The sequence below is a fragment of the Paractinoplanes globisporus DSM 43857 genome (assembly GCF_000379645.1).
GTDB lineage: Bacteria > Actinomycetota > Actinomycetes > Mycobacteriales > Micromonosporaceae > Actinoplanes > Actinoplanes globisporus.
This window is the reverse complement of record NZ_KB903295.1, coordinates 94,456-115,236: the sequence shown is the minus strand read 5'-3', so window position 1 is coordinate 115,236 and position 20,781 is coordinate 94,456. Positions and strand designations below refer to the sequence as shown.

Here is a 20,781-nt window from a genome sequence, read left to right as displayed (position 1 = left end):
CGTCTGCTTGCGGAGGCATCGGCCGTGCGGGAGAGTCGCCGTATGGCGGATAGCACAGAGGCCAGGGCTCAGACCCTTGCTTGGCAAGGCCTCGCGAACCGGATCGTGCGGGGGCTGCTGCGGGTGCCGCTGCTGTCCCGTGGCGTCGGGAAGCGCCTGATCACGGTGTACGTGGTGGGCCGCAAGTCCGGGAAGCACTACGCCGTTCCGGTCGCCTACACCGCGCACGAGGGCGCTCTCCTGATCGGGACGCCGTTCGGGTGGGGCCGCAATCTGCGCACCGGTGTCCCGGTGGAAGTCCGCTTCAAGGGCCGGCGACAAATGGCGGACGTTGTCGTCTTCACCGACGAGGACGCCGTGGTCGAGGAGTACGCCGTCATGGCCCGCGACAACCACCAATTCGCCCGCTTCAACCAGATCGCCATGGACGAGCGCGGCAATCCCGATCGGGACGACCTGCGGCTGGCGTGGGCCGCGGGCGCGAGGGCCTTCCGCCTGACCCTTCGCTGACCCCGCGGCCGGCCGCAGAGGGCGTCAGCCGCCGTGCTCGTGCGGGGCGCCGACGGTGTAGAGCAGCAGGGCGAGTGTCGCCAGCGTGAAGAGCGCGAGCGTGATGCGCCGCAGCGAGAGTGTCATGGGTTCAGCCTCCGTGGGTGTGGGGTGCGCCGACGGTGTAGAGCAGCAGGGCGAGTGTCGCGAGCGTGAAGAGCGCGAGCGTGATGCGCCGCAGCGAGAGCGTCATGAGGTCAGCCTCCGTGTGTGTAGGGTGCGCCGACGGTGTAGAGGAGCAGGCCGAACGTCGCCAGGGTGAGAACTGCGAGTGTGATGCGTCGCAACGAGAGCGTCATGCGGTCAGCCGCCCTGCTCGTGCGGGGCGCCGATCGTGTAGATCAGCAGGGCCAGGGTGGCCAGGGTGAACAGCGCCAGCGTCAGGCGCGGCCAGGAGAGGGTCACGGTGTCTCCGATCGGAACGGCGCATCGCGATCAGGACGAACGCGCAGGCGCCGCCCCCGATCAGGATGTCGCCGGGACTGATGAGGGCACGTAGCGGAACCAGCGGGATCGTGTCGCCGAGGACGGCGGCCCGGGTGCGGCCGGTCGCGGCGACGTTCTTGGGTGTCTCGTCGCCGGCGGGCAGGCCGGCGGCGACGGCGGCCCGGGCGTCGTAGGGCATGCGGCCGTTGAGGGCGATGGCCAGGCCGTTCAGTGAGGCGCCGAGGACGATCACCACTCCGGCGACGCGAGCGGCCGCGGGCCAGCGCGGCAGGTTGAGGGCCAGCCAGGCCAGCACGGCGCCGAAGACGACGGCGAGCGCGGGAGCGCCGTGCAGGCCGGGCACGTAGTACTGGGCGAGCTGGGCGGCCGCCGCCAGCCAGACGAGCCACAAGGCCCGTACCGGAATGGTGCGCAGGCCGCCGAGACGCCCGCCGGAAAGGTATCCGAGTGCCGCGCCGGCAATCGGTGGCGCGGCCATGAGAATCGCGAAGCGAAGTGACATGGTCAGTCCATTCCCGCGACAAAAGGGCAGTCTTTTATGGCCCGGCCGGGCCCGCAAAGGGGCACGGCCGGACCACCGGCGAATTGCGGGAGGAGGGCCTAGCGGGTCGGGCCGGCCCAGGTGCGCGTCGGGCCAGCCCAGGTGCGGGTCGGACCGGCCCAGGTGGACGTGCGGGTGTGCGCTTGCTTGATCATTTGATCCCCCAGTGACAAGCGTTCCGAATTCCGATGTGGACGACCATAGCTCAGGCCGGCCCTGGCGGGAAGAAGCAATTAGCTGTAGCGAACCCGACACCGAATTCCGGCCGATCGCGGGTAACAATGCCTTGCGGGAAACGCCAATCACGGGGGCCTTTCATGAACGCGGCATTTCATCGTTACTGGACCGCCCGGCTCATTTCGTACGCCGGTGACCAGATCGCCCGGACCGCCCTGCTCGTCGCCGTCTTCGACCGGTACGGCGGCGTCGCCGTCGGCCTGTTCCTGCTCGCCGCCACGGTGCCGCGGCTGTTCGGCCCGGCCCTCGGCGCGCTCGCCGACCGGTTCGACCAGCGCCGCATCATCGTGGCCTGCGACCTGACCCAGGCCGTGCTCTACACGGCGATCGCCCTGCTCAGCCCGTCCCTGCCGGTGCTGCTGGCGCTGGTCGCGGCGGCCGCGGTCGCCGCGACGACGTTCACGCCGGCCGGCCGCAGCCTGCTGCCCGAGCTGGTCGGCCGCGACCGGCTCGGCGTGGCGAACGCGCGCCTGGCCGTCGGCGTCAACATCGGCTTCGCGGCCGGTCCCGCGCTCGGCGGCGTGCTGCTGTCCACAGTGGGCCTGACGCCGACCCTGCTCGTCGACGTGGCCACGTTCCTCGTCTCGGCGGCGCTCGTGGCCGGACTGCACCCGCTCGCCCGGCGCGGCGCCGCGGCGGCCGAGCCGTTCCGGCAGGTGCTGCGCGACGGGCTGGGCGTGGTCCGCCACAACCTGGTCGTCCGCGCGGTGGCCTGCGGCTTCCTGATGCTGGTCACGTTCGCCGCCCTCGACAACGTGGCCGTGGTGCCCCTGGTCCGCGACGGCCTCGGCGCCGGCCCGGTCGCCGTCGGCCTGCTCACCTCGGCCTACGGCGCCGGCATGGTCGCCGGCCCGCTCCTGATCGCCCGCGGCGCCGACCGCATCCGGACCGACCTGATCCTGTACGCCTCCCTGCTGGTGCTCGGCGCCGGAACGCTGCTGACGGGCGTGAGCTACGCGGTCACCCTCGCCGTCGCCGGACAGGCGCTCGCGGGCGCCGGCGCCGGCTGGCACAACGTCGCCGCCGACACCCTGGTCCAGCGCCATGTCCCATCGGACCGCCTCGGCACCGTCTTCGGAACCATCTACCTTTTCCCGTACGCGGCGGAGATCCTCGCCTACGTCGGCGGCGCCGCACTGCTGGGCGCGGTCGGCGGCCGCGGCCTGCTCATCATCTCCGGCCTGGGCGTGATCGCCACGCTGGCCCTGGTCCGCCCCCTGCTGTCGCGCGCGCTGACCGTCGAGCGCAGAAGCCCGGTAACTGCCGCCGTCGTCTAGATGTCGTCGAGGAGCATTGCCGCCATCTGCCGGGCGTGCTCGAGCGGCGCGACATCGTCGAGCACCTGCGCGCGGGCCGGCGCGCCGTCGTAGAGCAGGGCGAGCAGGTCGCCGAGTCGCTCGGGGTCGGGGGCGCCGAGCTCACCGGCCAGGTCCGCGAACAAGCGCGCGTGGCGCAATTTGCTCTCGCGCGCACGCCGGTGCGCCGCGTTCGCGGGATCCGGGTCCAGCCTTCTCGGCCGCATCATCACCACCCCGCTGATGAGCACCTACTCCGGTTCCAAGTGGGCGCTCGAAGCTCTCGTCGAGGCAGCCGCGGCCGAAACCGCGCAGTTCGGCATCCGGGTCACGAGCCTGCTTGACGCCGCCTTCGGTAAGCCGTAGCTTACCGTAAGCCATGACGAACGCAACCGCGATGCTGACCGCGCTGGGTGACCCCACCCGGCAGGCGATCTTCGAGCGGCTGACCGACGGACCACTCGCGGTCGGCCAGCTCGCCGACGTCCTGCCGGTGAGCCGCCCGGCCGTCTCCCAGCACCTCAAGGTCCTCAAGGAGGTCGGTCTCGTCACCGACCGGCAGGAGGGCACCCGGCGCCTCTACTCGGTCGATCCGGACGGCCTGGCGGCGCTCCGGGCGCACCTCGACGGGTACTGGGAGCGGTCGCTCGCCGCGTTTCAGCAACACGCCAGGAAGGGACAAGACCATGATCGGGACCACTGACGCGGTCCGCCGGGAGGTCGTCGTCGACGTGCCACCGGCTCGGGCCTTCGAGCTGTTCACCGCGGACATGACCACGTGGTGGCCGGCGGAGCACCACATCGGCTCGGCGCCGATTTCCGAGATCATCATCGAGCCGCGTACGGGCGGCCGGTGGTACACGAAGCACGAGGACGGCACCGAGACGTACACCGGCTTCGTCCACGCCTGGGAACCGCCCGGGCGCCTGGTCGTCACCTGGCAGATCGGCGCGGACTGGAAGTACCACGACGACCTGGTCACCACCGTCGAGGTGCACTTCGAGCCCGAGGGCGACGACCGCACCCGCGTCCGGCTCGAGCACCGCGACCTCGACGCGTTCGGCGCCGACGCGGCCGCCATGCGCGAGACGTTCCAGGGCGAGGGCGCCTGGGGCGCGACGCTCGCCGCCTATGCCACGGTGGCGAACAAGTGACCAGGTACGCGGTGGCCTTCTACGAGTCGGCCGACGACGTCGCGACCAAGGCGCCGCCGCTGTTCCCGGCGCACAAGGCCCGGCTCGACGAGTTCCACGCCGCCGGCGACCTGCTGATGGTCGGCACGTTCGGCGACCCGCAGGCCCAGGGCTCGATGGCCGTCTTCACCAGCCGCGAGGCGGCCGAGAAGTTCATCGAGGGCGACCCGTTCGTGCTGGGCGGCGTCGTCCGGCGGCACGAGATCCGCGACTGGAACGACCTCTACTCCTGAGCGCCCCGGGGCGCGCACTCGACAAGTCGGACGTATGGGACCGCCGCGAGCGGGTACTCCGTAGCTCGACGAGGGCGCGCCCGGAGGGGGCCGGCATGACCACGGTGACCACGACCATCTTCCCGACCGCGGGTACCGAGCTGGAGGGGGACCTGCTCCTGCCGCCGGGCGCGCACGGCGTCGTCGTCTTCGCCCACGGCAGCGGCAGCTCCCGGCACAGCCCCCGCAACCGTATGGTCGCCGCCCAGCTCAACCGCCGGGCGCTGGGCACACTGCTGGTCGACCTGCTCACCCGCCCGGAGGAGGTGGTGGACGCCCGCACCCGCGACCTGCGCTTCGACATCGGCCGGCTGGCCGAGCGGTTGATCGGCCTGGTCGACTGGCTCGGCGAGGACGAGGCGACGCGCAGCCTGCCGATCGGCCTGTTCGGCGCCAGCACCGGCGCGGCCGCCGCCCTGGTCGCCGCGGCCGGCCGGCCGGACCGGGTGCAGGCGGTGGTCTCCCGCGGCGGGCGCCCGGATCTGGCCGGACCGGCCCTGATCCAGGTCGAAGCGCCTACGCTCATGCTCGTGGGGGAGCGGGACATCCCGGTGGTCGAGCTCAACGAGCAGGCCCGCAACGCGATGACCGTCCGGGCCGAGCTGCGCGTCGTGCCGGGGGCCACGCACCTGTTCGAGGAGCCGGGCGCCCTGGAGATCGTGGCCGAGGAGGCCGGCACATGGTTCGCGACGCACCTGCGCTGATGTTCGCCGACCGGGACGAGGCGGGCCGCCTGCTCGCCGCCGAGCTCGCCCACCGCCTGGAGTCCGACCATTCGCGCCCGCTGGTGCTGGCCCTCCCGCGCGGCGGGGTGCCGATCGGCGTGCAGGTCGCGGCCCGGCTCGGCGGCGATCTCGACATCGTGCTGGCCCGCAAGATCGGGGCGCCGGGCCGTCCCGAGTTCGGGGTGGGCGCGGTGGCCGAGGACGGCCCGCCGGTCTTCGACGAGGGGACCCTCGCCCACCTGGGCATCACCGCGGACGACCTGTCGGCCACGGTCGACGCCGAGCGGGCCGAGCTGGCCCGGCGGGTGCGCCGCTACCGGGCCGGGCGCCCGGCGCCGGTCGCCGCCGGCCGCACGGTGATCCTGGTCGACGACGGGCTGGCCACCGGCGCGACGGCCCGGGCCGCGCTGCGCTGGCTGCACGGCCGGTCGCCGCGCCGCACGATCCTGGCCGCGCCGGTCTGCGCGCCGCAGGCCCGCGACGCCCTCTCCGCCGAAGGCGACGCAGACGCGGTGGTCTGCCTGAGCGCGCCGCCCGAGTTCCGCGCGGTCGGCCAGTGGTACGACGACTTCCACCAGCTCACGGACGAGGACGTGGACGCCGCGATGCGGGGCTTCGCGCACGCCTAGGACTGGGCTCCGGGCGTACGGGCGCCGGGGGTTTGAAAAGAGCCGAGCGGCACATAGTCCTCGAGCAGCGCCGGCGTCAGCCCCGCCTGGTGGATCGCGCGCAGCGCGGCGAGAAAGTCCTTCACGAACGCCGGCCGGAAGTGCATGAGAATGATGTCGCCCGGCTGGATCCGCTTGCCCTCCTGGTAGCGGACGATCCCCTTGTCGACGGTCTCCTTCCACATGAAGGCCGCCCGCAGCCCGCACTCCTTGGCGACCCGCAGCGTCGTCGAGTCCTTGTCGCCGAACGGCGGGCGGAACAGCACGGGCCGCCGCCCGTACCACTGCTCGAGCCGGTCGGTGCCGTCGCAGATCTGGTGCCTCTGGAAGGTGTACCCGCGGCCGCTCAGCTCGGGGTGGGAGATCGTGTGCGACTCGATGACCGCGCCGTAGTTGCGCAGGTTGTCGAAGAACGGCACGTTGTCCTGGATGGCGTCGGTGGTGAGGAACAGCGTCACCGGAATGCCGGCCGCGGCCAGCAGCTTCGGCGCCTCGGGGTTCTTCAGGTAGCCGTCGTCGATGGTGAGGAACGCGACCGGCCGGGTCACCGGCACCCGGGAGAGGAACGGAACCTCGTCGCCCTCGGGCAGGACGATCGGTTCCGGCGCGGGAGCCGGCGGGAAGACCGGGACGTCGCTGAGCTTCCACCCGACCGGCGGCGCCATCCCCGGCGGCAGGGACGGGCCGGTGGGCGTGGGGGAGGCCGACAGAACGGGCAGGGGCGCGGGGGAGAACGAGGGCACGATCGTCGACGGCGACACCGCCGGGGTGGCGGTGTGGCGCAACGTTCGCCCGGTGCTCCAGCCGACCACCGCCGGAAGCAGCACCAGACCGGTGCAGACGACCCCCAGGGCCACCCGCCGCCGCGACACCTTGATCACGCGCGGCACCCTACCGGGTCAAAGCAACCCCACAGCGGGCGTACGGGGGAAAGCGGTCAACTGGCCAGCCGGAAGGTCTCCGCATGCCGCTGCCGGGCCGGCACCTTCAGGACCCGCAGCGACCGCAGCACGGCGTCGGTCATCCCGGCCGGCCCGCAGACGAACACGTCCCGTTCCACGATGTCCGGCACCAGGGCGGACAGGTTCTCCGGGCTGAACGGGGCCACCGGCGGAGTACCGGTGCCGGTGCGGCCGGTGAGCAGGTGCAGCGTCGCTCCGCGTACGGACGCAAGGTTTTGCATCTCCCCGTGAAGGACGGCGTCGGCGGCCGAGTGGACCCGGTAGAGAACGACGATGTCGCCGGTCAGGCGCTCGTCCTCGAGCAGGGCGCGGATCGGCGTCACGCCGATGCCGCCGGCGATCAGCAGCGTCTTGTCGGTGGCCCGCTGACCGGCGGTGAACGCGCCGTACGGCCCCTCGGCGAAGACGCGGGTGCCGAGCGGAAGGCGGCGCAAGCCCGCGCTGGTGGCGCCGATGCCCTTCGCGGTCAGGCGCAGCGAGCGGCCGTCCGGCGCGGCCGACAGCGAGAAGGGGTTGACCTGCCACCACGGGTTGTGGCCGAGGAAGCGCCAGAGGAAGAACTGGCCGGCCCGCGCGTCGAGGCGGTGCAGGTTCTGCCCGGTGAGATAGACGGAGACCACGTCGTCGGCCTCGGGGACCACGGCGGCGACCTTGAGCTGGTGCCGGGCGTTGCGCAGCACCGGGAGCAGGAAACGGCCGGTGAACAGGGCGATCAGGGCGAACGCCCACAGACCCCACCAGTACACCTGCGTGAAGACGTTGGTCTTGAAGGCGGACCCCTCGTACATCTGGTGGATGATGCCGAGCGCCACGATCACGTAGACCACCAGGTGCAGGGTGTGCCACAGCTCGTAGGAGACCCGGCGCCGCACCGCACGCAGGGACGTGGCGGCCACCACGACCAGGAGCCCCGCGGCGATCATGCCGAGCAGCACGGGCGTCTGGCCGGCCAGGTTGGGGATCTCGCCCAGGAACGAGATCTTGTCGAGCTGGGAGTACCCGAGCAGCACGAACGTCGGGTGCAGCAGAACCAGCCAGAACAGCGTGAAGCCGGTCCAGCGGTGCCAGGTGGTGAGCTTGTCCATCCCGATCCGGCGGTCGAGGAACGGCAGCCGGGCGATCAGCAGCAGCTGCAGCGCCATCACGAAGGCGAGGTGCAGGCCGAGGAAGCGCCCGATCGAGGTGAGAGTGTTGTGCGCCGGCGGACTCGCGGTGGCGAACATCAGCTCCACGATCGCCAGGTTGGCGATCAAGAAGATCCAGAGGACGATATGGGCGCTCCGGGCGGTCGTGGCGCTGTGGGTCTGGGGTTGGCTCACGGCGATCATCCGATATCTCCCCGCTCCTGGCGTTGCCGGCGTGTACCACAGGTAGCGGACTGAGGTTCCGGGCGCAATCCCGGAGCTGACAAGACCGTTGCCGGGAGTTGGCGCGGGCCGGGAATACTGGGCGGGCGTCCGGGGTGGCCGGGCGGGCGAGGAGGGGTGGACCGGGATGCCGGACGAGGGCACGAGGCCGGACAAAACCGAAATGTCGGGCGGCGGGTCGCCGGCGTTCGGGTCGGCCCGGGTTCCCGTTCCCCCGCGACCGGCGGGTGGCACGGTCTACGGCGGGTCTGCGGCAGCCGGCAAGGCATCCGTCCCAGGCATGGCGCCGCCGCCCGTCCCGCAGCCGCAGGCCGCGCCGTTCCGGCCGGATCCACCGCCACCCACGCCGAAGAAGCGCAAGCGTCTCCTCCTGGCCGTAGTTCTCCCGATCGTGCTCTTCCTGGCGCTGATCGGCTCCGGCACGGCGGTGCAGCTCAACCGCGACCTCCCCGCCGCCACCCTCACCACCACGGTCGCCACCACCCTGCGCATCCCCGGCAAGGCCCCCACGCTCCCGTGGCCCAAGGCCGGCTCGGCCGAGCTGATGATCGAGGGGATGGGCCGGGTCGGCGGCTCCGGCGACAACGACCCCGAGGCGATCGGCAGCGTCGCCAAGGTCATGACCGCGTACCTGATCCTCAAGAACCACCCGCTCAAGGGCGACGACGAGGGCCCCACCATCACGGTCACCGGCGCCGACGTGTCCGACTACCAGTCCCGCATCCCGTCCGGCCAGTCCCTGGTCCCGGTAGCGGCCGGCGAGAAGATCACCGAGCGCGAGGCCCTGGAGGCCCTGATGCTCCCCTCGGCCAACAACGTCGCCCACATGCTCGGAGTCTGGGACGCCGGCTCCCAGGACGCCTTCCTGACCAAGATGAACGACGCCGCCGAAGAGCTAGGGATGACCAACACCCACTACACCGACCCGAGCGGCTTCCTCCCGAGCACCGTGAGCACCGCCGCCGACCAGGTGATCCTCGGCCGCGCCGCCCTGAAGGACCCGGTCTTCGCCGGCATCGTCGCCCAGGAGAAGGCCACCATCCCGGTCGCCGGAACCATCAAGAACTACAACGACCTCCTGGGTGAACAGGGCGTCTTCGGCATCAAGACCGGCTCCACCGGCGAGGCGGGCGGCAACCTGGTCTTCGCCGCTCACCTCCAGGTGGGCGGCAAGACCCTCACCCTGGTCGGCGCCGTCTTCAACCAGCCCGGCGCGCACACCCCCGAGCAGCTGGCCCAGGTCAACCGCGTGGTCCGCAAGCTGCTGACCGCCGTCCGCACGGCCGTCAAGGAGTACACCCTGCTCCCCGACCAGCCCTCCGGCAACGTCAAGACCGCCTGGGGCTCCACCGTGACCATCAGCCCGGCGGCCCCCCTCAAGGTGGTCGGCTGGCCCGGCATGACCTTCAAAGTCAACACCACCCGCATTTCCCCAGCCGCGAACGTAGCCTTCGGCCAGGTGGTGGGTTCAATCCAAGCCGCAGGCGTACGCGTGGACCTGACCACAGACGCAGCAACAACCCCCCCAACCTTCTGGTGGAAACTGACCCGCCGCCCCTAGCCACCCTCCCACCCGAGCAACCCGCCGAGCGGGCTCATCCCCGTCCCCGCGCCCGCCCAGTCTGCGCACACCCCGGCCCACACCGACCCGCGCCTGAGCCGTCCTGATCTTCCCCGGAGGTGTGGACACCTTGAAACTGGGCGTTGATGTCCAGAGGAAGGGGTGTCCCTGGTGGGGCGTCCATCGAGGTTCACACCCGAGTTCAAGCGGGCCGCGGTTGATCTGGTTCTGTCGTCCGGGCGGCCGGTCAACGATGTGGCCCGGGAACTCGGCGTCGGGAACGAGATTCTGCGGAACTGGGTGAACAAGCGCCGACGCCGGCCCGAGGTCGACGGGCAGGTCCCGGCGACGCCGGCGGACAAGGACGCGGAGATCGCCCGGTTGCGGGCGCAGGTCGCCGAACTGCAGCAGGAGAGTCTGATCCTGCGTAAGGCCCTCACCCAGCCGACCGCGGCATAACCCGGTGTCCACGCCCCGGGGGGAAGCTCGTCCAGGCGCCGTCCACTTTGCTCTGCGCACCTATACGCCCTGCTCTGCGCACCAATACGCCCCGCCCCGGCGGGTCGCGCCTGGTGCGGCCGGGTCGCGGTCGGCTGGTGGCTGGGCCGGGCATGCCATGGCCCGGGCAGTGCGTGGTCGCGCCCGGTGCGGCCCGTCGTAGTCGGCGTTCCCGCAGCCCTTACCTCAAGCGGGAAGCGATGGGCGACCACCCACTCACCGCGGCCGGCCGCACCGCGCGCGACCAGGCAGCGGTCCGGGCGGTGGCAAGCCGTGCGCGACCACCCACCCAGCCAGGCGGGCGGCAGCCCATGCCCGACCCCCGCCCACCCGAGGGACCTAGCCTCCTAGGATGCCTTACGCCACGTGTGCATGGTCGCACTATGGTGATCGGCATACCCGGCGCCGACCGACACGATCGGCGCCGTGCGACATCTTCCGGCGTCGCGTGGGGATGGTCGGCGTTGGGCGGGTTCGGGTGTGGGCGATCGGTGGGAGAGGTTTGGGTTGGCCGAGGGCGTGCGGGAGCGGATGATCGCCGGGGCGGTGCGGTTGCTGGCGCAGCAGGGTTTGCAGGCGACGTCGTTCGCCGAGGTGCTGCAGTTGACCGGGGCGCCGCGGGGGTCGATCTACCACCACTTTCCGGCCGGCAAAGACCAGCTGGTGGCGGCGGCCGTCGAGGCGTCGGGGCGGCAGGCGCTGTCCCTCCTCGACGGGCTGGCCGGTGAATCGCCGGAGCGCATCACCGAGACGTTCCTCGGCCTGTGGCGGCTCCTGCTGGAGCGAACGGACAACCGCGCGGGCTGTGCGGTCCTCGCGGTGACGGTGGCTACCCGCTCCGACGACCTGCTCGATCGGGCCGGCGAGGTCTTTCGCGCCTGGCGCGCCCGGCTGACCGTGCTCTTCGCGGCCGGCGGGCTGCCCGACCCGGAGCAGTTCGCCACCACGCTGATCGCGGCGAGCGAGGGCGCCGTCGTCCTCGCCCGGGCCGAGCGTTCGATCGCACCCTTCGACGCGGTGGCCGACTATCTGATGGCCCGGGTCCGCGCGGCCGGGAGCGTGAGCGAGTCCCGCTGATCGGCGTCACCGCTCTCAGAGGCGGCCCCGGCGGCCGCGCTTGGTGCCGGCCGGGACCGGCACCGGGCTGGTCAGGCGGTCGGGCCACGTGAAGACCACCTTGCCGTTCGCCTCGTACTCGACGGAGAGCTCGGCGAGCATCGCGACCGCGCCGTACACCTGCGGCTCGGTCCACGGGAACGGGTCGGTGCTGAAGATGCCGTAGCTGCGCCGCGCCCGTTCCATCGTGGACGTCTCGTCGTGCTCGACCGCGTCGTGCACGACGCCGGCGAGCACCTCGGCGATGCCCAGCGACACCTTGTTGGCGACCAGGAGCCGCCGGCTGCGCTCGGCGGCGTCGTGTCGCGGGCGACCGGCGACCACGCGCATGTTGTCGAAGACGCCGCCCCCGGCGATCGAGCCGAACACGCCGCCGGCCATGCCGAGCTCGCGCTCGGTCACGGCGTGTGCCAGGTCGTGCGGCACCCGATACTTACGGTCGTAGCCCGGCAGTTCGAGCACCACCCCGTCGCCGCGCCGGATGGTCGACAGCGTGGATCCGCTCAACGCCCGGGCGAACGTGATGAGCATCTTCCGATGGTCACCCGGGGAAGTGGCCGCTGGCCAGCGATTATTCGCCGCTTTCCAGGATCTGCTTGAGACGGCTCAAGTCGGCCGCGACCGCCGCCGCGTCGCGTGCGTGCTCCGCATCGGACATTCCCGGCGTACGGCGGACGGTGAAGACGATCTCGGAGCCGTCGCCGTACGGGACCACGCGTAACGGGTTGTAGAAGCGCTCGCCGGTCGGCAGCGTCACCTCGTGGTCGAGGACGCCGAGCTCGTTGGGCGCCGCGAAGACCACCTTCACCCGGCCCATCGGGGAGTCCACGTACCAGTCGTCGCCGTCGCGCTCGACCGCGGTCCCGAGGCCGGGCGCCCAGGCGGCGATGTGCGGGGGATGGGCGACATAGGCGTACACGTCGGCGGCGGACCGGTTGATCCGCTCGGCCACTTGCTGGGAGTCGGAAGGCATGCCCTCATCCTTGACTATGTAGGTCGTCATACATAGTGTGGGCGGCATGCCCATGATCGACGTATACGCCGCCGCCGGAACGTTCCCGGACCGCCACGCGCTGGCGAAGTCCCTGGCCACCGCCGTGATGACCATCGAGGCGGTGCCCGACATCCCGATGTTCCGCAAGAACACGGCCGCCTTCGTCCATGACCTGCCCGCCGACGCCGTGGCCAACGTCGACGGCGATGCGAACTACGTGCGAGTGCAGGTTCTGACCAACGCCGGCGCGCTCGATCGCGCCAAGCAGCTGGCGGTGGTGGCCCGCCTGACTGAGCTGGTCGCCGAGGCAGCCGCCGACCCGGCGCTGCAGGAACGCACCTGGGTGCTGCTCACCGAGGCTCCCGACGGCGGCTGGGGGCTGCACGGTCAGGCCCACACGAACGAAGAGTTGGTGGCGGCGGCCCGGGCCGAGATGGCCCGCCTCTCCTGAGCCGCGGCCCGGGGCGTACAAATTCCTCGAAAAATCTTGGCGAAGCGTGTCGGATGAGGGATGCGGCGTTCGTAGCCGGGGTGAAACGGCGGCCCGAGGGGCGGCCACACGATCACAGGAGATGATCCCGATGGCGCAGTACGTGATGTCCGTGCTCGACGACGTGGCCGGCGGCCGCGCTACTCCGGAGGAGGCGGCCGCGATCGACGTCTTCAACGAGGAGCTGCAGGCCAAGGGCCACTGGGTCTTCGCCGGCGGTCTCGCGGCGCCCAGCGCGGCCACTGTCGTCGACGCGCGGGACGGCGAGCCGGTGTTCACCGACGGTCCCTACCTGGAGTCGAAGGAGCACATCATCGGCTTCTGGATCATCGAGGCGCCCCACCTCGACGCGGCGCTGCGGCTCGCGGCCGGCGGGTCGAAAAGCTGCAACCGCCGGATCGAGCTGCGGCCGGTCCTCAGCGAATGACCGAGCCTCATCGCATGACCGGCGCCGGCGAGGCGATCACCCGGGTCCACCGCGAGGAGTGGGCCCGGGTGGTCGCGGCGCTGGCCCGGCGGCTCGGCGATCTCGACGTCGCCGAGGAGGTGGCGGCCGAGGCGTTCGCGATCGCGGTCGAGCGCTGGCCGGTCGACGGCGTGCCGCCCAATCCGGGCGCGTGGCTGACCACCACCGCCTACCGCCGGGCCGTCGACCGGCTCCGCCGAGAGGCCAAGCGCGAGGACAAGCACCGGGAGGCCATGATGCTGTTCAGTGCCCCTGAGCCGCTCGGCGCCATCGACGACGACCGGCTGCGGCTCATCTTCACGTGCTGTCACCCGGCGCTGGCGATGGAGGCGCGGATCGCGCTGACCCTGCGGATGGTGGGCGGGCTCGGCGTGCCCGAGATCGCCCGCGCCTTCCTCGTCGAGGAGGCCGCCATGAGCCGGCGGATCACCCGGGCCAAAGCCAAGATCAAGGACGCGAGGATTCCGTACGGGGTGCCGTACCGCGAAGACCTGCCGGCGCGCGTCGCCGGGGTGCTGGCCGTCCTCTACCTGATCTTCAACGAGGGCTATCTGACCTCCGGCGACGGCGCGGCGGTCCGCGGCGACCTGACCGCGGAGGCGATCCGGCTGACCCGGTTGGTCGGCGTCCTTCTTCCGGGCGACGGCGAGGTGGCCGGGCTGCTCGCGCTGATGGTGCTGACCGAGGCCCGCCGGGCGGCCCGGGTGTCGGCGGGTGGTGAGCTCGTCCCCCTGATGGAGCAGGACCGGGACGCCTGGGACCGCTCGCTGATCGCCGAGGGGCACGCGCTGGTCCGTGCGCGGCTCGCATCGGGCCAGGCGCCGGGTCGCTACCAGATCCTCGCCGCGATCAACGCGGTGCACACCGACGCAGGCGACTCCCGGGACACCGACTGGTCGCAGGTGGTCGCGCTCTATGACCAGCTCGTACGCGTCGACCCGTCGCCGATCGTGCGACTCAACCGGGCGATCGCGGTCGCCGAGCTCGACGGCCCGCAGGTGGCCCTGGCCGAGGTGGACGGCCTGCCGCTGGACGGCTACCGCGCCTTCCACGCGACCCGAGCCGACCTGCTACGCCGACTGGGCCGGGACGATGAGGCCCGGGCGGCGTACGACCGGGCCATCGCGCTCCCCGGCAACGCGGCCGAGACGGCACATCTCATCCGCGCAGCCCGCGGGCTGGTGCGAAGAAGTCGATGAGCAGTTGGTTGGCCCGCTCGGCCTCGTCGTGATGCACCCAGTGCGACGCGTCGGGCAGGCGCTCGACGCGGTCGAGGTTGGGCACGTCGTCGTGGTCCGGCTCGGCCAGCTCCGGGCGGAGGTAGTCGTCGCGCTGACCCCAGATGACCAGGGTGGGCGCCTGGACGGGCCGCAGGGCTTCCGTGGCGGCCTTCTGCGACTGCCGCACCGAGGACCGGTAGTAATTGATCATGCCGGTGGCCGCGCCGGGCTGCGACCACGCCTCGACGTAGCGGTTGATCTCGTCGGGCGTGTAGGCCGGCCTGGCGTCGCTCAGGAAGTGCCGGAAGAAATGCCAGTTGTTGGCGTGCACGACACTTTCGGGCAGCTCCGGCAGAGCAAAGAAGAAGAAGTACCAGGACCGCCGGAGCTGGTCCGGATGGTGCAGTCCCTCCGACAGCTTCCGCGGATGGGCCGCGTTGAGGATGGCCAGCCGGTTCACGACCTCGGGGTGGATCATCGCGGTCGCCCAGGCGGCGGTTCCGCCCCAGTCGTGACCGACCAGCAGCGCGGATTCCGCACCGCGCTCGTGGATGAGGTCACGGATGTCGTCGGCCAGCTTGGCGCTCGTGTAGGCCGCGACGTCGGTCGGCCGCGATGACAGGTTGTAGCCGCGCATGTCGGGTGCGACGACGCGGAATCCCGCCGCCGCGAGCGGTTCGATCTGCGACCGCCAGCCGTACCAGAACTCGGGGAAGCCGTGCAGCAGAACGATCAGCGGCCCCTCACCGGCCTCGACGTAATGCAGCCTGATGTCGCCGATCTCGGCGTAGCCGTCCCGGAGTTCACCGCCGGTCTTCTCGGGTGTGTCCATTGCCGCCTCCCTGCGGGTTCGGTCCGGCCCGACGCTAACGACCGCACCGTTCGCGTCGCGCCAGGGAGCACCCTGGTCCCGGGCCGGCCCGTCCCTGGCCGGGGCGCCGCCGGCGGTCAGCTTCCGCGGCGGTGTTCGAAGATCAGGTGGGTTTCGGTGTCGGCCACCAGGTGGGTGCCGCTCAGCCGCTCGGTGATGATCGAGCGCAGGTCGGCGACGTCGGCGGTGGCCACGTGCAGCAGGAAGTCGTACGAGCCGGAGACGAAGTAGACGTCGCGGACGGCCGGGATGCCGGCCAGCGACTCGGCGAACTTGCCGATCGCGTCGCGGGCGTCGGAGCGGATGCGGACGGCGATCATCGCCTGGATGGGGCGGCCGATCCAGGCCGGGTCGACGTCGGCGTGGAAGCCGCGGATCGCGCCCAGCTCGCGCAGCCGGCGGATGCGGGTCAGGCACGTCGACGGCGCGATGCCGACCCGGTCGGCGAGCGCGTTGTTGGGCATCCGGCCGTCGACCTCGAGCAGCGCCAGGAGCTCCAGATCGATGCGATCAAGCCCTCGAAGATCCTTCGGTGAGTCCGGCATCATCGCGCGTCGATCAGCATCTTCTTCGGTCTGCTGATGCTCAGCAGAATCTTCTGCGGCTTACTTGCGCTCATCCTGCACATCGTTTCACTCTAGCCCCACGACAACGTAGTCCTGAAGGGATCCCCGCACATGCTCATCGGCGTGCCGACCGAGGTCAAGAACCACGAGTACCGGGTGGCCATCACCCCGGCCGGAGTGGCCGAATTCGTCCGCCGTGGGCACCAGGTGCTCGTCCAGGCGGGGGCCGGCAACGGGTCGGCGATCACCGACGACGACTACGCCACCGCCGGCGCCCGGATCGAGCCCGACGCCGACACCGTGTGGGCCAAGGCCGACCTCCTGCTCAAGGTCAAGGAGCCGATCGCCGTCGAGTACCACCGTCTGCGCGCCGGGCAGGTCCTGTTCACCTACCTGCACCTGGCTGCCGACGCCGCGGGCACCGACGCCCTTCTCAAGAGCAACACCACGGCCATCGCGTACGAGACGGTGCAGCTCACCGACGGGACGCTGCCCCTGCTCGCCCCGATGAGCGAGGTGGCCGGGCGGCTCGCGCCGCAGGTCGGGGCGTACTCGCTGATGCGGAACTCGGGCGGGCGCGGCGTGCTCCCCGGCGGTGTCCCGGGCGTGAGCCCGGCCAAGGTGACCGTCATCGGCGGCGGCGTCTCCGGCGTGAACGCGGCGACGATCGCGCTGGGCATGGGCGCCGACGTGACCGTGCTCGACCTGAACATCGGGCGGCTGCGGCAGATCGACGCGCAGTTCGGCGGCCGGGTCAAGACGCTGGTGTCCAGCTCGTACGCGATCGAGCAGTCGGCGATGGAGGCCGACATGGTGATCGGCGCGGTGCTGGTGCCGGGCGCGAAGGCCCCGAAGCTGGTCTCCAACGACCTGGTCAAGCGGATGAAGTCGGGCTCGGTGCTGGTCGACATCGCGATCGACCAGGGCGGCTGCTTCGAGGACTCGCACGCCACCACCCACCAGGACCCGATCTACCGGGTGCACGACTCGGTGTTCTACTGCGTGGCGAACATGCCCGGCGCGGTGCCGAACACCTCCACCTACGCGCTGACCAACGCCACCCTCCCGTACGCGCTGAAGCTCGCCGACCTGGGCTGGACCGAAGCGCTCAAGCGCGACCCGGCGCTCGCCCTGGGTCTCAACATCCACGCCGGCCGGCTGACGAACGCGTCGGTCGGTGCTGCGCTGGGCCTCCCTTCGGTCGAGGTCTCGTCAGTCCTCGCCTGACCCAGCAACGAGTCGCCGCCCCGGGAACCCAGACCCCGGGGCGGCGATTCGTCTGTCTGAGGCCTACTTGATGTGCCGCGCGATCTGCGAGAGGTCGGCGGGGGAGAGCCGGTCGGTCGACGTGTTGGCCTGGTGCCAGAACGGGTAGCGCAGCGGCTCGCCGCTCACGTCGTCCAGCGCGCCGATCTCGTCCGCGGTCAGCTCCAGCGAGGCCGCGCCGAGCGAGTCGCGCAGCTGCTCCGGCGTGCGGGCGCCGACGATCACCGAGGTGATGCCCGGTTTCTGCGCGATGTAGGCCAGCGACACCTGCGCCGCCGACACCCCGTGCGACTCGCCGATCTTCACGGCCAGCTCGATCGTGTCGTAGAGCTTGTCCTCGTCGTGCACCGGCGGCTCGTCCCACTCGGTGAGGTGCCGGCTGCCCGCCGGGGCCTGCACGCCGCGGCGGTACTTGCCCGAGAGCAGGCCGCCGGCGATCGGGCTCCACACGAGAATGCCGACGCCCTGGTCGAGGCAGGCCGGCACGATCTCGGTCTCGATGTCGCGCGCCTGCAGCGAGTAGTACAGCTGGTTGCTGGCGAACCGCTCGAGCTGCCGCGCGTCGGAGATGCCGAGCGCCTTCATCATCTGCCAGGCCGCGTAGTTGGAGCAGCCCACGTAGCGGACCTTTCCGCTACGGACCAGATCGTCCAGCGCGGTCAGGGTCTCCTCGAGCGGCGTCTGCCCGTCCCACTCGTGCAGCTGGAAGAGGTCGATGTAATCGGTCCCGAGCCGGCGCAGGCTGGCCTCGGCGCCCCGGATGACGTGATGCCGGGAAAGGCCGGCGTCGTTCTGCCCGTCGCCCATCGGCATGCGCACCTTGGTGCCGATCAGCCAGTCGTCGCGGCTGCTGCCCAGCGCCTGCCCGATGATCTCCTCGGAGAGCCCCGCCGAGTACACGTCGGCGGTGTCGATCATGTTGACGCCCAGGTCCTTGGCGACGGCGATCTCCTCTTTCGCCCCGTCGACGCCGATCGTGCCGACCGGGGTGGCCCAGCCCGTCCCCCCGAACCCCATGGTGCCCAGCGTGAACGCGGAAACCCGCAGGCCACTCCGCCCAAGCTGCCGGTACTGCATCTGTCATCGCCCTCTCTGCGGTACGAAGTCCCCGCTCAGCCTTCCCCCGGTGCGAGGTGGTTGTCCACCGAATGTGGGTATACCCCCAGCCATGACACTCTCCGCGGGTTTGATGGCCACTGTCGTCGCTGTCGCTTCCGTGGCGGCGCCCGGCGCTCCCGGCGGTCCCGGCGCCGACGAGCAGTACCTGCCCGCCGACAAGGCCGGCCTGATCACCTCCCACTCGGCGGCCAGCAAGGTCTGGGCCACCGTGCAGCGCGAGGGCGGCCTCGGCGAGATCTACTATCCGACCATCGGCGGCCCGAGCGCCCGGGCGCTGCGCTTCGTCGTGGCCGACCGGCATGGCCACGCCTGGCTCGCCGCGGCGTCGTCCACGGTCCAGACCGACTCGCGCAGCCTGAGCTTCCGGCAGACGTTCACCGGCTCGGGCTGGCGCTTGACCGCGTCGTACGTCACCGACCCGTCCCGCGACACGGTCCTCGCCGACGTGTCCCTCGACGGCCGCGGGTTCGATCTGTTCGCCGTCTACGACCCCGCGCTCGGCAACTCCCGCGGCGGCGATTCCGGGCGCACCTCCGGCGCGGCGCTGGTGGCCACCGACGGCGGCGTCTCCAGCGCGCTGGTGGCCTCGCCGCCGATCCGGGCCGCTTCCAGCGGTTACGCCGGCGTAAGCGATGGTCTAACCGATCTGCTTGGTGATGGTCGGATGGACTGGCATTACCCGTCGGCCGCGGCCGGCAGCCTGGTGCAGACCGCCGCCCTCGCGCCGCGGGCTACTCTCGCGCTCGGCTTCGGCTCCGCCGCCGGCAGCGCGATCTCCGCGGCGAGTTCCTCTCTGCGGCGCGGCTTCCGCATGGTTTCGCAGGATTTCTCGTACGGCTGGAAGCAGTACCTAGCCGGGCTGAGGCAGCCACCGCCCGCGGCCGACCCGACGCTCTACCGCGTGTCCGCCATGGTGCTGGCGGCGAGCGAGGACAAGACCCACCCCGGCGCGTACGTCGCCGCGCCCGCCTCGCCGTGGGCGTTCGGCCGGGACGACCCGTCCGGCCCGTACCACCTGGTCTGGTCGCGCGACCTGTATCAGATCGCCACGGCGTTGCTGGCCGCCGGCGACCGCCCCGGCGCCACCCGTGCCCTGAACTTCCTCTTCGACAGCCAGCAGAAGCCGGACGGCTCGTTCCCGCAGAACTCCCAGGTGGACGGCACTCCGGTCTGGGGCGGCCTGCAGCTCGACGAGGTGGCCCTGCCGATCGTGCTGGCCTACCAGCTGGGCCGTACCGACCCCGCGACCTGGTCGCACGTGCGCCGGGCCGCCGACTTCCTGGTGAACTTCCAGCAGGACGGCTTCGCCGCGCCGTGGACCCCGCAGGAGCGCTGGGAGAACCAGTCCGGCTGGTCGCCGGCCACGATCGCCGCCGAGATAGCCGCCCTGGTCTGCGCGGCCACCATCGCCGAGGCCAACGGCGCCGACGGCTCCCACTATCTGGCCGTGGCCGACTCCTGGCGCGCACAGGTCAAGAAGTGGACGCTGACCAGCACCGGCCCCTACTCCACGAGCCCGTACTTCCTGCGCCTGACCAAGGACGGCAACCCCGACGCCGCCACGACGTACTCGATCGGCGACAGCGGCCCCGCCGACGTGGACCAGCGCACCGTGGTCGACCCCAGCTTCCTGGAGCTGGTCCGCCTCGGCATCTTCCCCGCCACCGACCCCGACGTGACCAACTCCCTCAAGGTCATCGACGCCCAGCTGGGCGTGCAGACCCCCAACGGCCTCTACTGGCACCGAGCATCCTTCGACGGCTACGGCGAGAAGGCCGACGGCTCTCCCTGGGACTACGGCCTACCCGACAACTCCCTCATCACCCACGGCCGGGCCTGGCCCCTGCTGAACGGCGAACGAGGCGAATACCTGCTGGCCCTGGGCTCCCGCGGTGCCGCCCGAACCCAGCTCCAAACGATCGCCCGAGCCGCCGGCCCCGGCCACATGCTCCCCGAGCAGGTCTGGGACCAGTCACCTCCCGCCAACACCGCCAACCCGCCCCAGCCCGGCACGCCCACCTACTCCGCGACCCCGCTGGCCTGGACCCACGCCCAGTACATCCGCCTGGCCTGGAACCTCCAGGCCGGCCACATCCTCGAGCAGCCGGCCGTAGTGGCCAGCCGCTACCTCCACTGACCGATCTCACCCACGCGGAGGAATGCTCCCCGTGGGTGGCCGGGTCGCGCGGTGGTGGCGGGGGCTCGCATGGCTGAGTTCGGGCGGCGCCTGGCCGCCATGTGCGCTGATGCGTTGTCGCGTTCGGCTTGAGGCTTGAAGGCGGCGGCGTAGCTTCCCGGCTCGGTGGCGTGATCGGGCGAGCGGGCGGCTTGGCCGGTTCCTGGCGCAACCTGCCGCGG

25 protein-coding genes are annotated in these 20,781 nt (G+C 71.5%); 16 read left to right on the top strand and 9 right to left on the bottom strand.

The genetic code is table 11. From position 1 onward, the window contains the following. The first annotated feature begins 42 nt into the window (after positions 1–42). A complete protein-coding gene (locus tag A3CQ_RS0107300; RefSeq protein ID WP_026205421.1) occupies positions 43–510 on the top strand; it encodes a PNPOx family protein in 468 nt (155 codons plus the stop codon). 334 nt (positions 511–844) lie between these two features. Here the strand turns inward: A3CQ_RS0107300 and A3CQ_RS60565 are convergent, their stop codons facing one another. Further along, entirely contained in the window at positions 845–1,498 is a 654-nt protein-coding gene (locus A3CQ_RS60565) for a DUF5317 family protein (RefSeq protein WP_157295481.1), read from the bottom strand. A 356-nt stretch (positions 1,499–1,854) separates the two neighbouring features. On the opposite strand from A3CQ_RS60565, the gene A3CQ_RS51820 reads away from it, so the two are divergent. After that, entirely contained in the window at positions 1,855–3,051 is a 1,197-nt protein-coding gene (locus A3CQ_RS51820) for an MFS transporter (RefSeq protein WP_020510264.1), read from the top strand. Here A3CQ_RS51820 and A3CQ_RS51815 read toward each other — a convergent pair. Then, positions 3,048–3,296 carry a hypothetical protein gene (locus A3CQ_RS51815; RefSeq protein ID WP_157295479.1) on the bottom strand — a complete coding sequence of 83 codons (249 nt, stop codon included), beginning with the start codon at positions 3,294–3,296 and terminating at the stop codon, positions 3,048–3,050. The genes A3CQ_RS51820 and A3CQ_RS51815 overlap by 4 nt on opposite strands. A gap of 16 nt (positions 3,297–3,312) precedes the next feature. Here A3CQ_RS51815 and A3CQ_RS63580 point away from each other — a divergent pair, with 16 nt between their 5' ends. From A3CQ_RS63580 to A3CQ_RS0107240, 6 genes are all read left to right on the top strand, one after another. Next, positions 3,313–3,435 carry a hypothetical protein gene (locus tag A3CQ_RS63580; RefSeq protein WP_281171443.1) on the top strand — a complete coding sequence of 41 codons (123 nt, stop codon included), beginning with the start codon at positions 3,313–3,315 and terminating at the stop codon, positions 3,433–3,435. A 13-nt stretch (positions 3,436–3,448) separates the two neighbouring features. Further along, positions 3,449–3,772 (top strand): ArsR/SmtB family transcription factor, encoded by a 324-nt coding sequence (locus tag A3CQ_RS0107260; RefSeq protein WP_026205420.1) that lies wholly within the window; start codon positions 3,449–3,451, stop codon positions 3,770–3,772. Continuing rightward, positions 3,756–4,223, top strand: coding sequence for an SRPBCC family protein (locus A3CQ_RS0107255; RefSeq protein WP_020510260.1), 468 nt, complete (start codon positions 3,756–3,758; stop codon positions 4,221–4,223). Before A3CQ_RS0107260 ends, A3CQ_RS0107255 begins: the two co-directional genes overlap by 17 nt. Beyond that, positions 4,220–4,495: a YciI family protein gene (locus A3CQ_RS0107250; RefSeq protein ID WP_020510259.1), complete on the top strand. Its 276-nt coding sequence runs from the start codon at positions 4,220–4,222 to the stop codon at positions 4,493–4,495. Before A3CQ_RS0107255 ends, A3CQ_RS0107250 begins: the two co-directional genes overlap by 4 nt. 95 nt (positions 4,496–4,590) lie before the next feature. Then, complete coding sequence (locus A3CQ_RS0107245) at positions 4,591–5,238, top strand: dienelactone hydrolase family protein (RefSeq protein ID WP_020510258.1); 648 nt, start codon at positions 4,591–4,593, stop codon at positions 5,236–5,238. Further along, positions 5,214–5,888, top strand: a complete 675-nt coding sequence (locus tag A3CQ_RS0107240) for a phosphoribosyltransferase (protein ID WP_245577106.1) — start codon at positions 5,214–5,216, stop codon at positions 5,886–5,888. The genes A3CQ_RS0107245 and A3CQ_RS0107240 overlap by 25 nt, the downstream gene beginning before the upstream one ends. On the opposite strand, the gene A3CQ_RS0107235 is transcribed toward A3CQ_RS0107240, so the two are convergent. Together A3CQ_RS0107235 and A3CQ_RS0107230 are read right to left on the bottom strand one after the other, a co-directional pair. Continuing rightward, the gene (locus A3CQ_RS0107235; RefSeq protein WP_020510256.1) at positions 5,885–6,808 is read right to left on the bottom strand and encodes a polysaccharide deacetylase family protein; all 924 of its coding nucleotides are present in this window, start codon (positions 6,806–6,808) and stop codon (positions 5,885–5,887) included. The two genes, A3CQ_RS0107240 and A3CQ_RS0107235, sit on opposite strands and share 4 nt — an antisense overlap. Positions 6,809–6,864: 56 nt before the next feature. After that, positions 6,865–8,217, bottom strand: coding sequence for a ferredoxin reductase family protein (locus A3CQ_RS0107230; protein WP_020510255.1), 1,353 nt, complete (start codon positions 8,215–8,217; stop codon positions 6,865–6,867). Between the two features lie 319 nt (positions 8,218–8,536). On the opposite strand from A3CQ_RS0107230, the gene A3CQ_RS0107225 reads away from it, so the two are divergent. The 3 genes from A3CQ_RS0107225 (at position 8,537) to A3CQ_RS0107215 (ending at position 11,392) form a co-directional block, all read left to right on the top strand. Then, a complete protein-coding gene (locus A3CQ_RS0107225; RefSeq protein ID WP_020510254.1) occupies positions 8,537–9,817 on the top strand; it encodes a D-alanyl-D-alanine carboxypeptidase family protein in 1,281 nt (426 codons plus the stop codon). A gap of 171 nt (positions 9,818–9,988) precedes the next feature. Then, a complete protein-coding gene (locus tag A3CQ_RS0107220; protein WP_040431926.1) occupies positions 9,989–10,276 on the top strand; it encodes a transposase in 288 nt (95 codons plus the stop codon). A gap of 519 nt (positions 10,277–10,795) precedes the next feature. After that, the gene (locus A3CQ_RS0107215; protein WP_211216487.1) at positions 10,796–11,392 is read left to right on the top strand and encodes a TetR/AcrR family transcriptional regulator; all 597 of its coding nucleotides are present in this window, start codon (positions 10,796–10,798) and stop codon (positions 11,390–11,392) included. 15 nt (positions 11,393–11,407) lie between these two features. Here the strand turns inward: A3CQ_RS0107215 and A3CQ_RS0107210 are convergent, their stop codons facing one another. Together A3CQ_RS0107210 and A3CQ_RS0107205 are read right to left on the bottom strand one after the other, a co-directional pair. After that, positions 11,408–11,962 (bottom strand): hypothetical protein, encoded by a 555-nt coding sequence (locus tag A3CQ_RS0107210; RefSeq protein ID WP_020510251.1) that lies wholly within the window; start codon positions 11,960–11,962, stop codon positions 11,408–11,410. A gap of 40 nt (positions 11,963–12,002) precedes the next feature. After that, positions 12,003–12,404 (bottom strand): SRPBCC family protein, encoded by a 402-nt coding sequence (locus tag A3CQ_RS0107205; RefSeq protein ID WP_026205419.1) that lies wholly within the window; start codon positions 12,402–12,404, stop codon positions 12,003–12,005. A gap of 46 nt (positions 12,405–12,450) precedes the next feature. Here A3CQ_RS0107205 and A3CQ_RS51810 point away from each other — a divergent pair, with 46 nt between their 5' ends. From A3CQ_RS51810 to A3CQ_RS0107190, 3 genes are all read left to right on the top strand, one after another. After that, entirely contained in the window at positions 12,451–12,876 is a 426-nt protein-coding gene (locus A3CQ_RS51810; protein ID WP_157295477.1) for a tautomerase family protein, read from the top strand. Positions 12,877–13,006: 130 nt separating this feature from the next. Continuing rightward, on the top strand, positions 13,007–13,342 hold the full coding sequence (locus A3CQ_RS0107195; RefSeq protein WP_026205418.1) for a YciI family protein: 336 nt from the start codon (positions 13,007–13,009) through the stop codon (positions 13,340–13,342). A gap of 14 nt (positions 13,343–13,356) precedes the next feature. Further along, a complete protein-coding gene (locus tag A3CQ_RS0107190; protein ID WP_026205417.1) occupies positions 13,357–14,580 on the top strand; it encodes an RNA polymerase sigma factor in 1,224 nt (407 codons plus the stop codon). Here the strand turns inward: A3CQ_RS0107190 and A3CQ_RS0107185 are convergent. Both A3CQ_RS0107185 and A3CQ_RS0107180 read right to left on the bottom strand, forming a co-directional pair. Continuing rightward, positions 14,540–15,433, bottom strand: coding sequence for an alpha/beta fold hydrolase (locus A3CQ_RS0107185; protein ID WP_020510246.1), 894 nt, complete (start codon positions 15,431–15,433; stop codon positions 14,540–14,542). The two genes, A3CQ_RS0107190 and A3CQ_RS0107185, sit on opposite strands and share 41 nt — an antisense overlap. Positions 15,434–15,549: 116 nt before the next feature. After that, a complete protein-coding gene (locus A3CQ_RS0107180; protein ID WP_026205416.1) occupies positions 15,550–16,017 on the bottom strand; it encodes an Lrp/AsnC family transcriptional regulator in 468 nt (155 codons plus the stop codon). Between the two features lie 132 nt (positions 16,018–16,149). Between A3CQ_RS0107180 and ald the strand changes: the two genes are divergently transcribed. Then, positions 16,150–17,265 carry an alanine dehydrogenase gene (gene ald, locus A3CQ_RS0107175; protein ID WP_020510244.1) on the top strand — a complete coding sequence of 372 codons (1,116 nt, stop codon included), beginning with the start codon at positions 16,150–16,152 and terminating at the stop codon, positions 17,263–17,265. Positions 17,266–17,328: 63 nt separating this feature from the next. On the opposite strand, the gene A3CQ_RS0107170 is transcribed toward ald, so the two are convergent. Beyond that, positions 17,329–18,321 (bottom strand): aldo/keto reductase, encoded by a 993-nt coding sequence (locus A3CQ_RS0107170; RefSeq protein WP_245577105.1) that lies wholly within the window; start codon positions 18,319–18,321, stop codon positions 17,329–17,331. A 151-nt stretch (positions 18,322–18,472) separates the two neighbouring features. Here A3CQ_RS0107170 and A3CQ_RS0107165 point away from each other — a divergent pair, with 151 nt between their 5' ends. After that, positions 18,473–20,560 (top strand): glycoside hydrolase family 15 protein, encoded by a 2,088-nt coding sequence (locus A3CQ_RS0107165; protein ID WP_026205415.1) that lies wholly within the window; start codon positions 18,473–18,475, stop codon positions 20,558–20,560. Positions 20,561–20,781 lie beyond the last annotated feature (221 nt).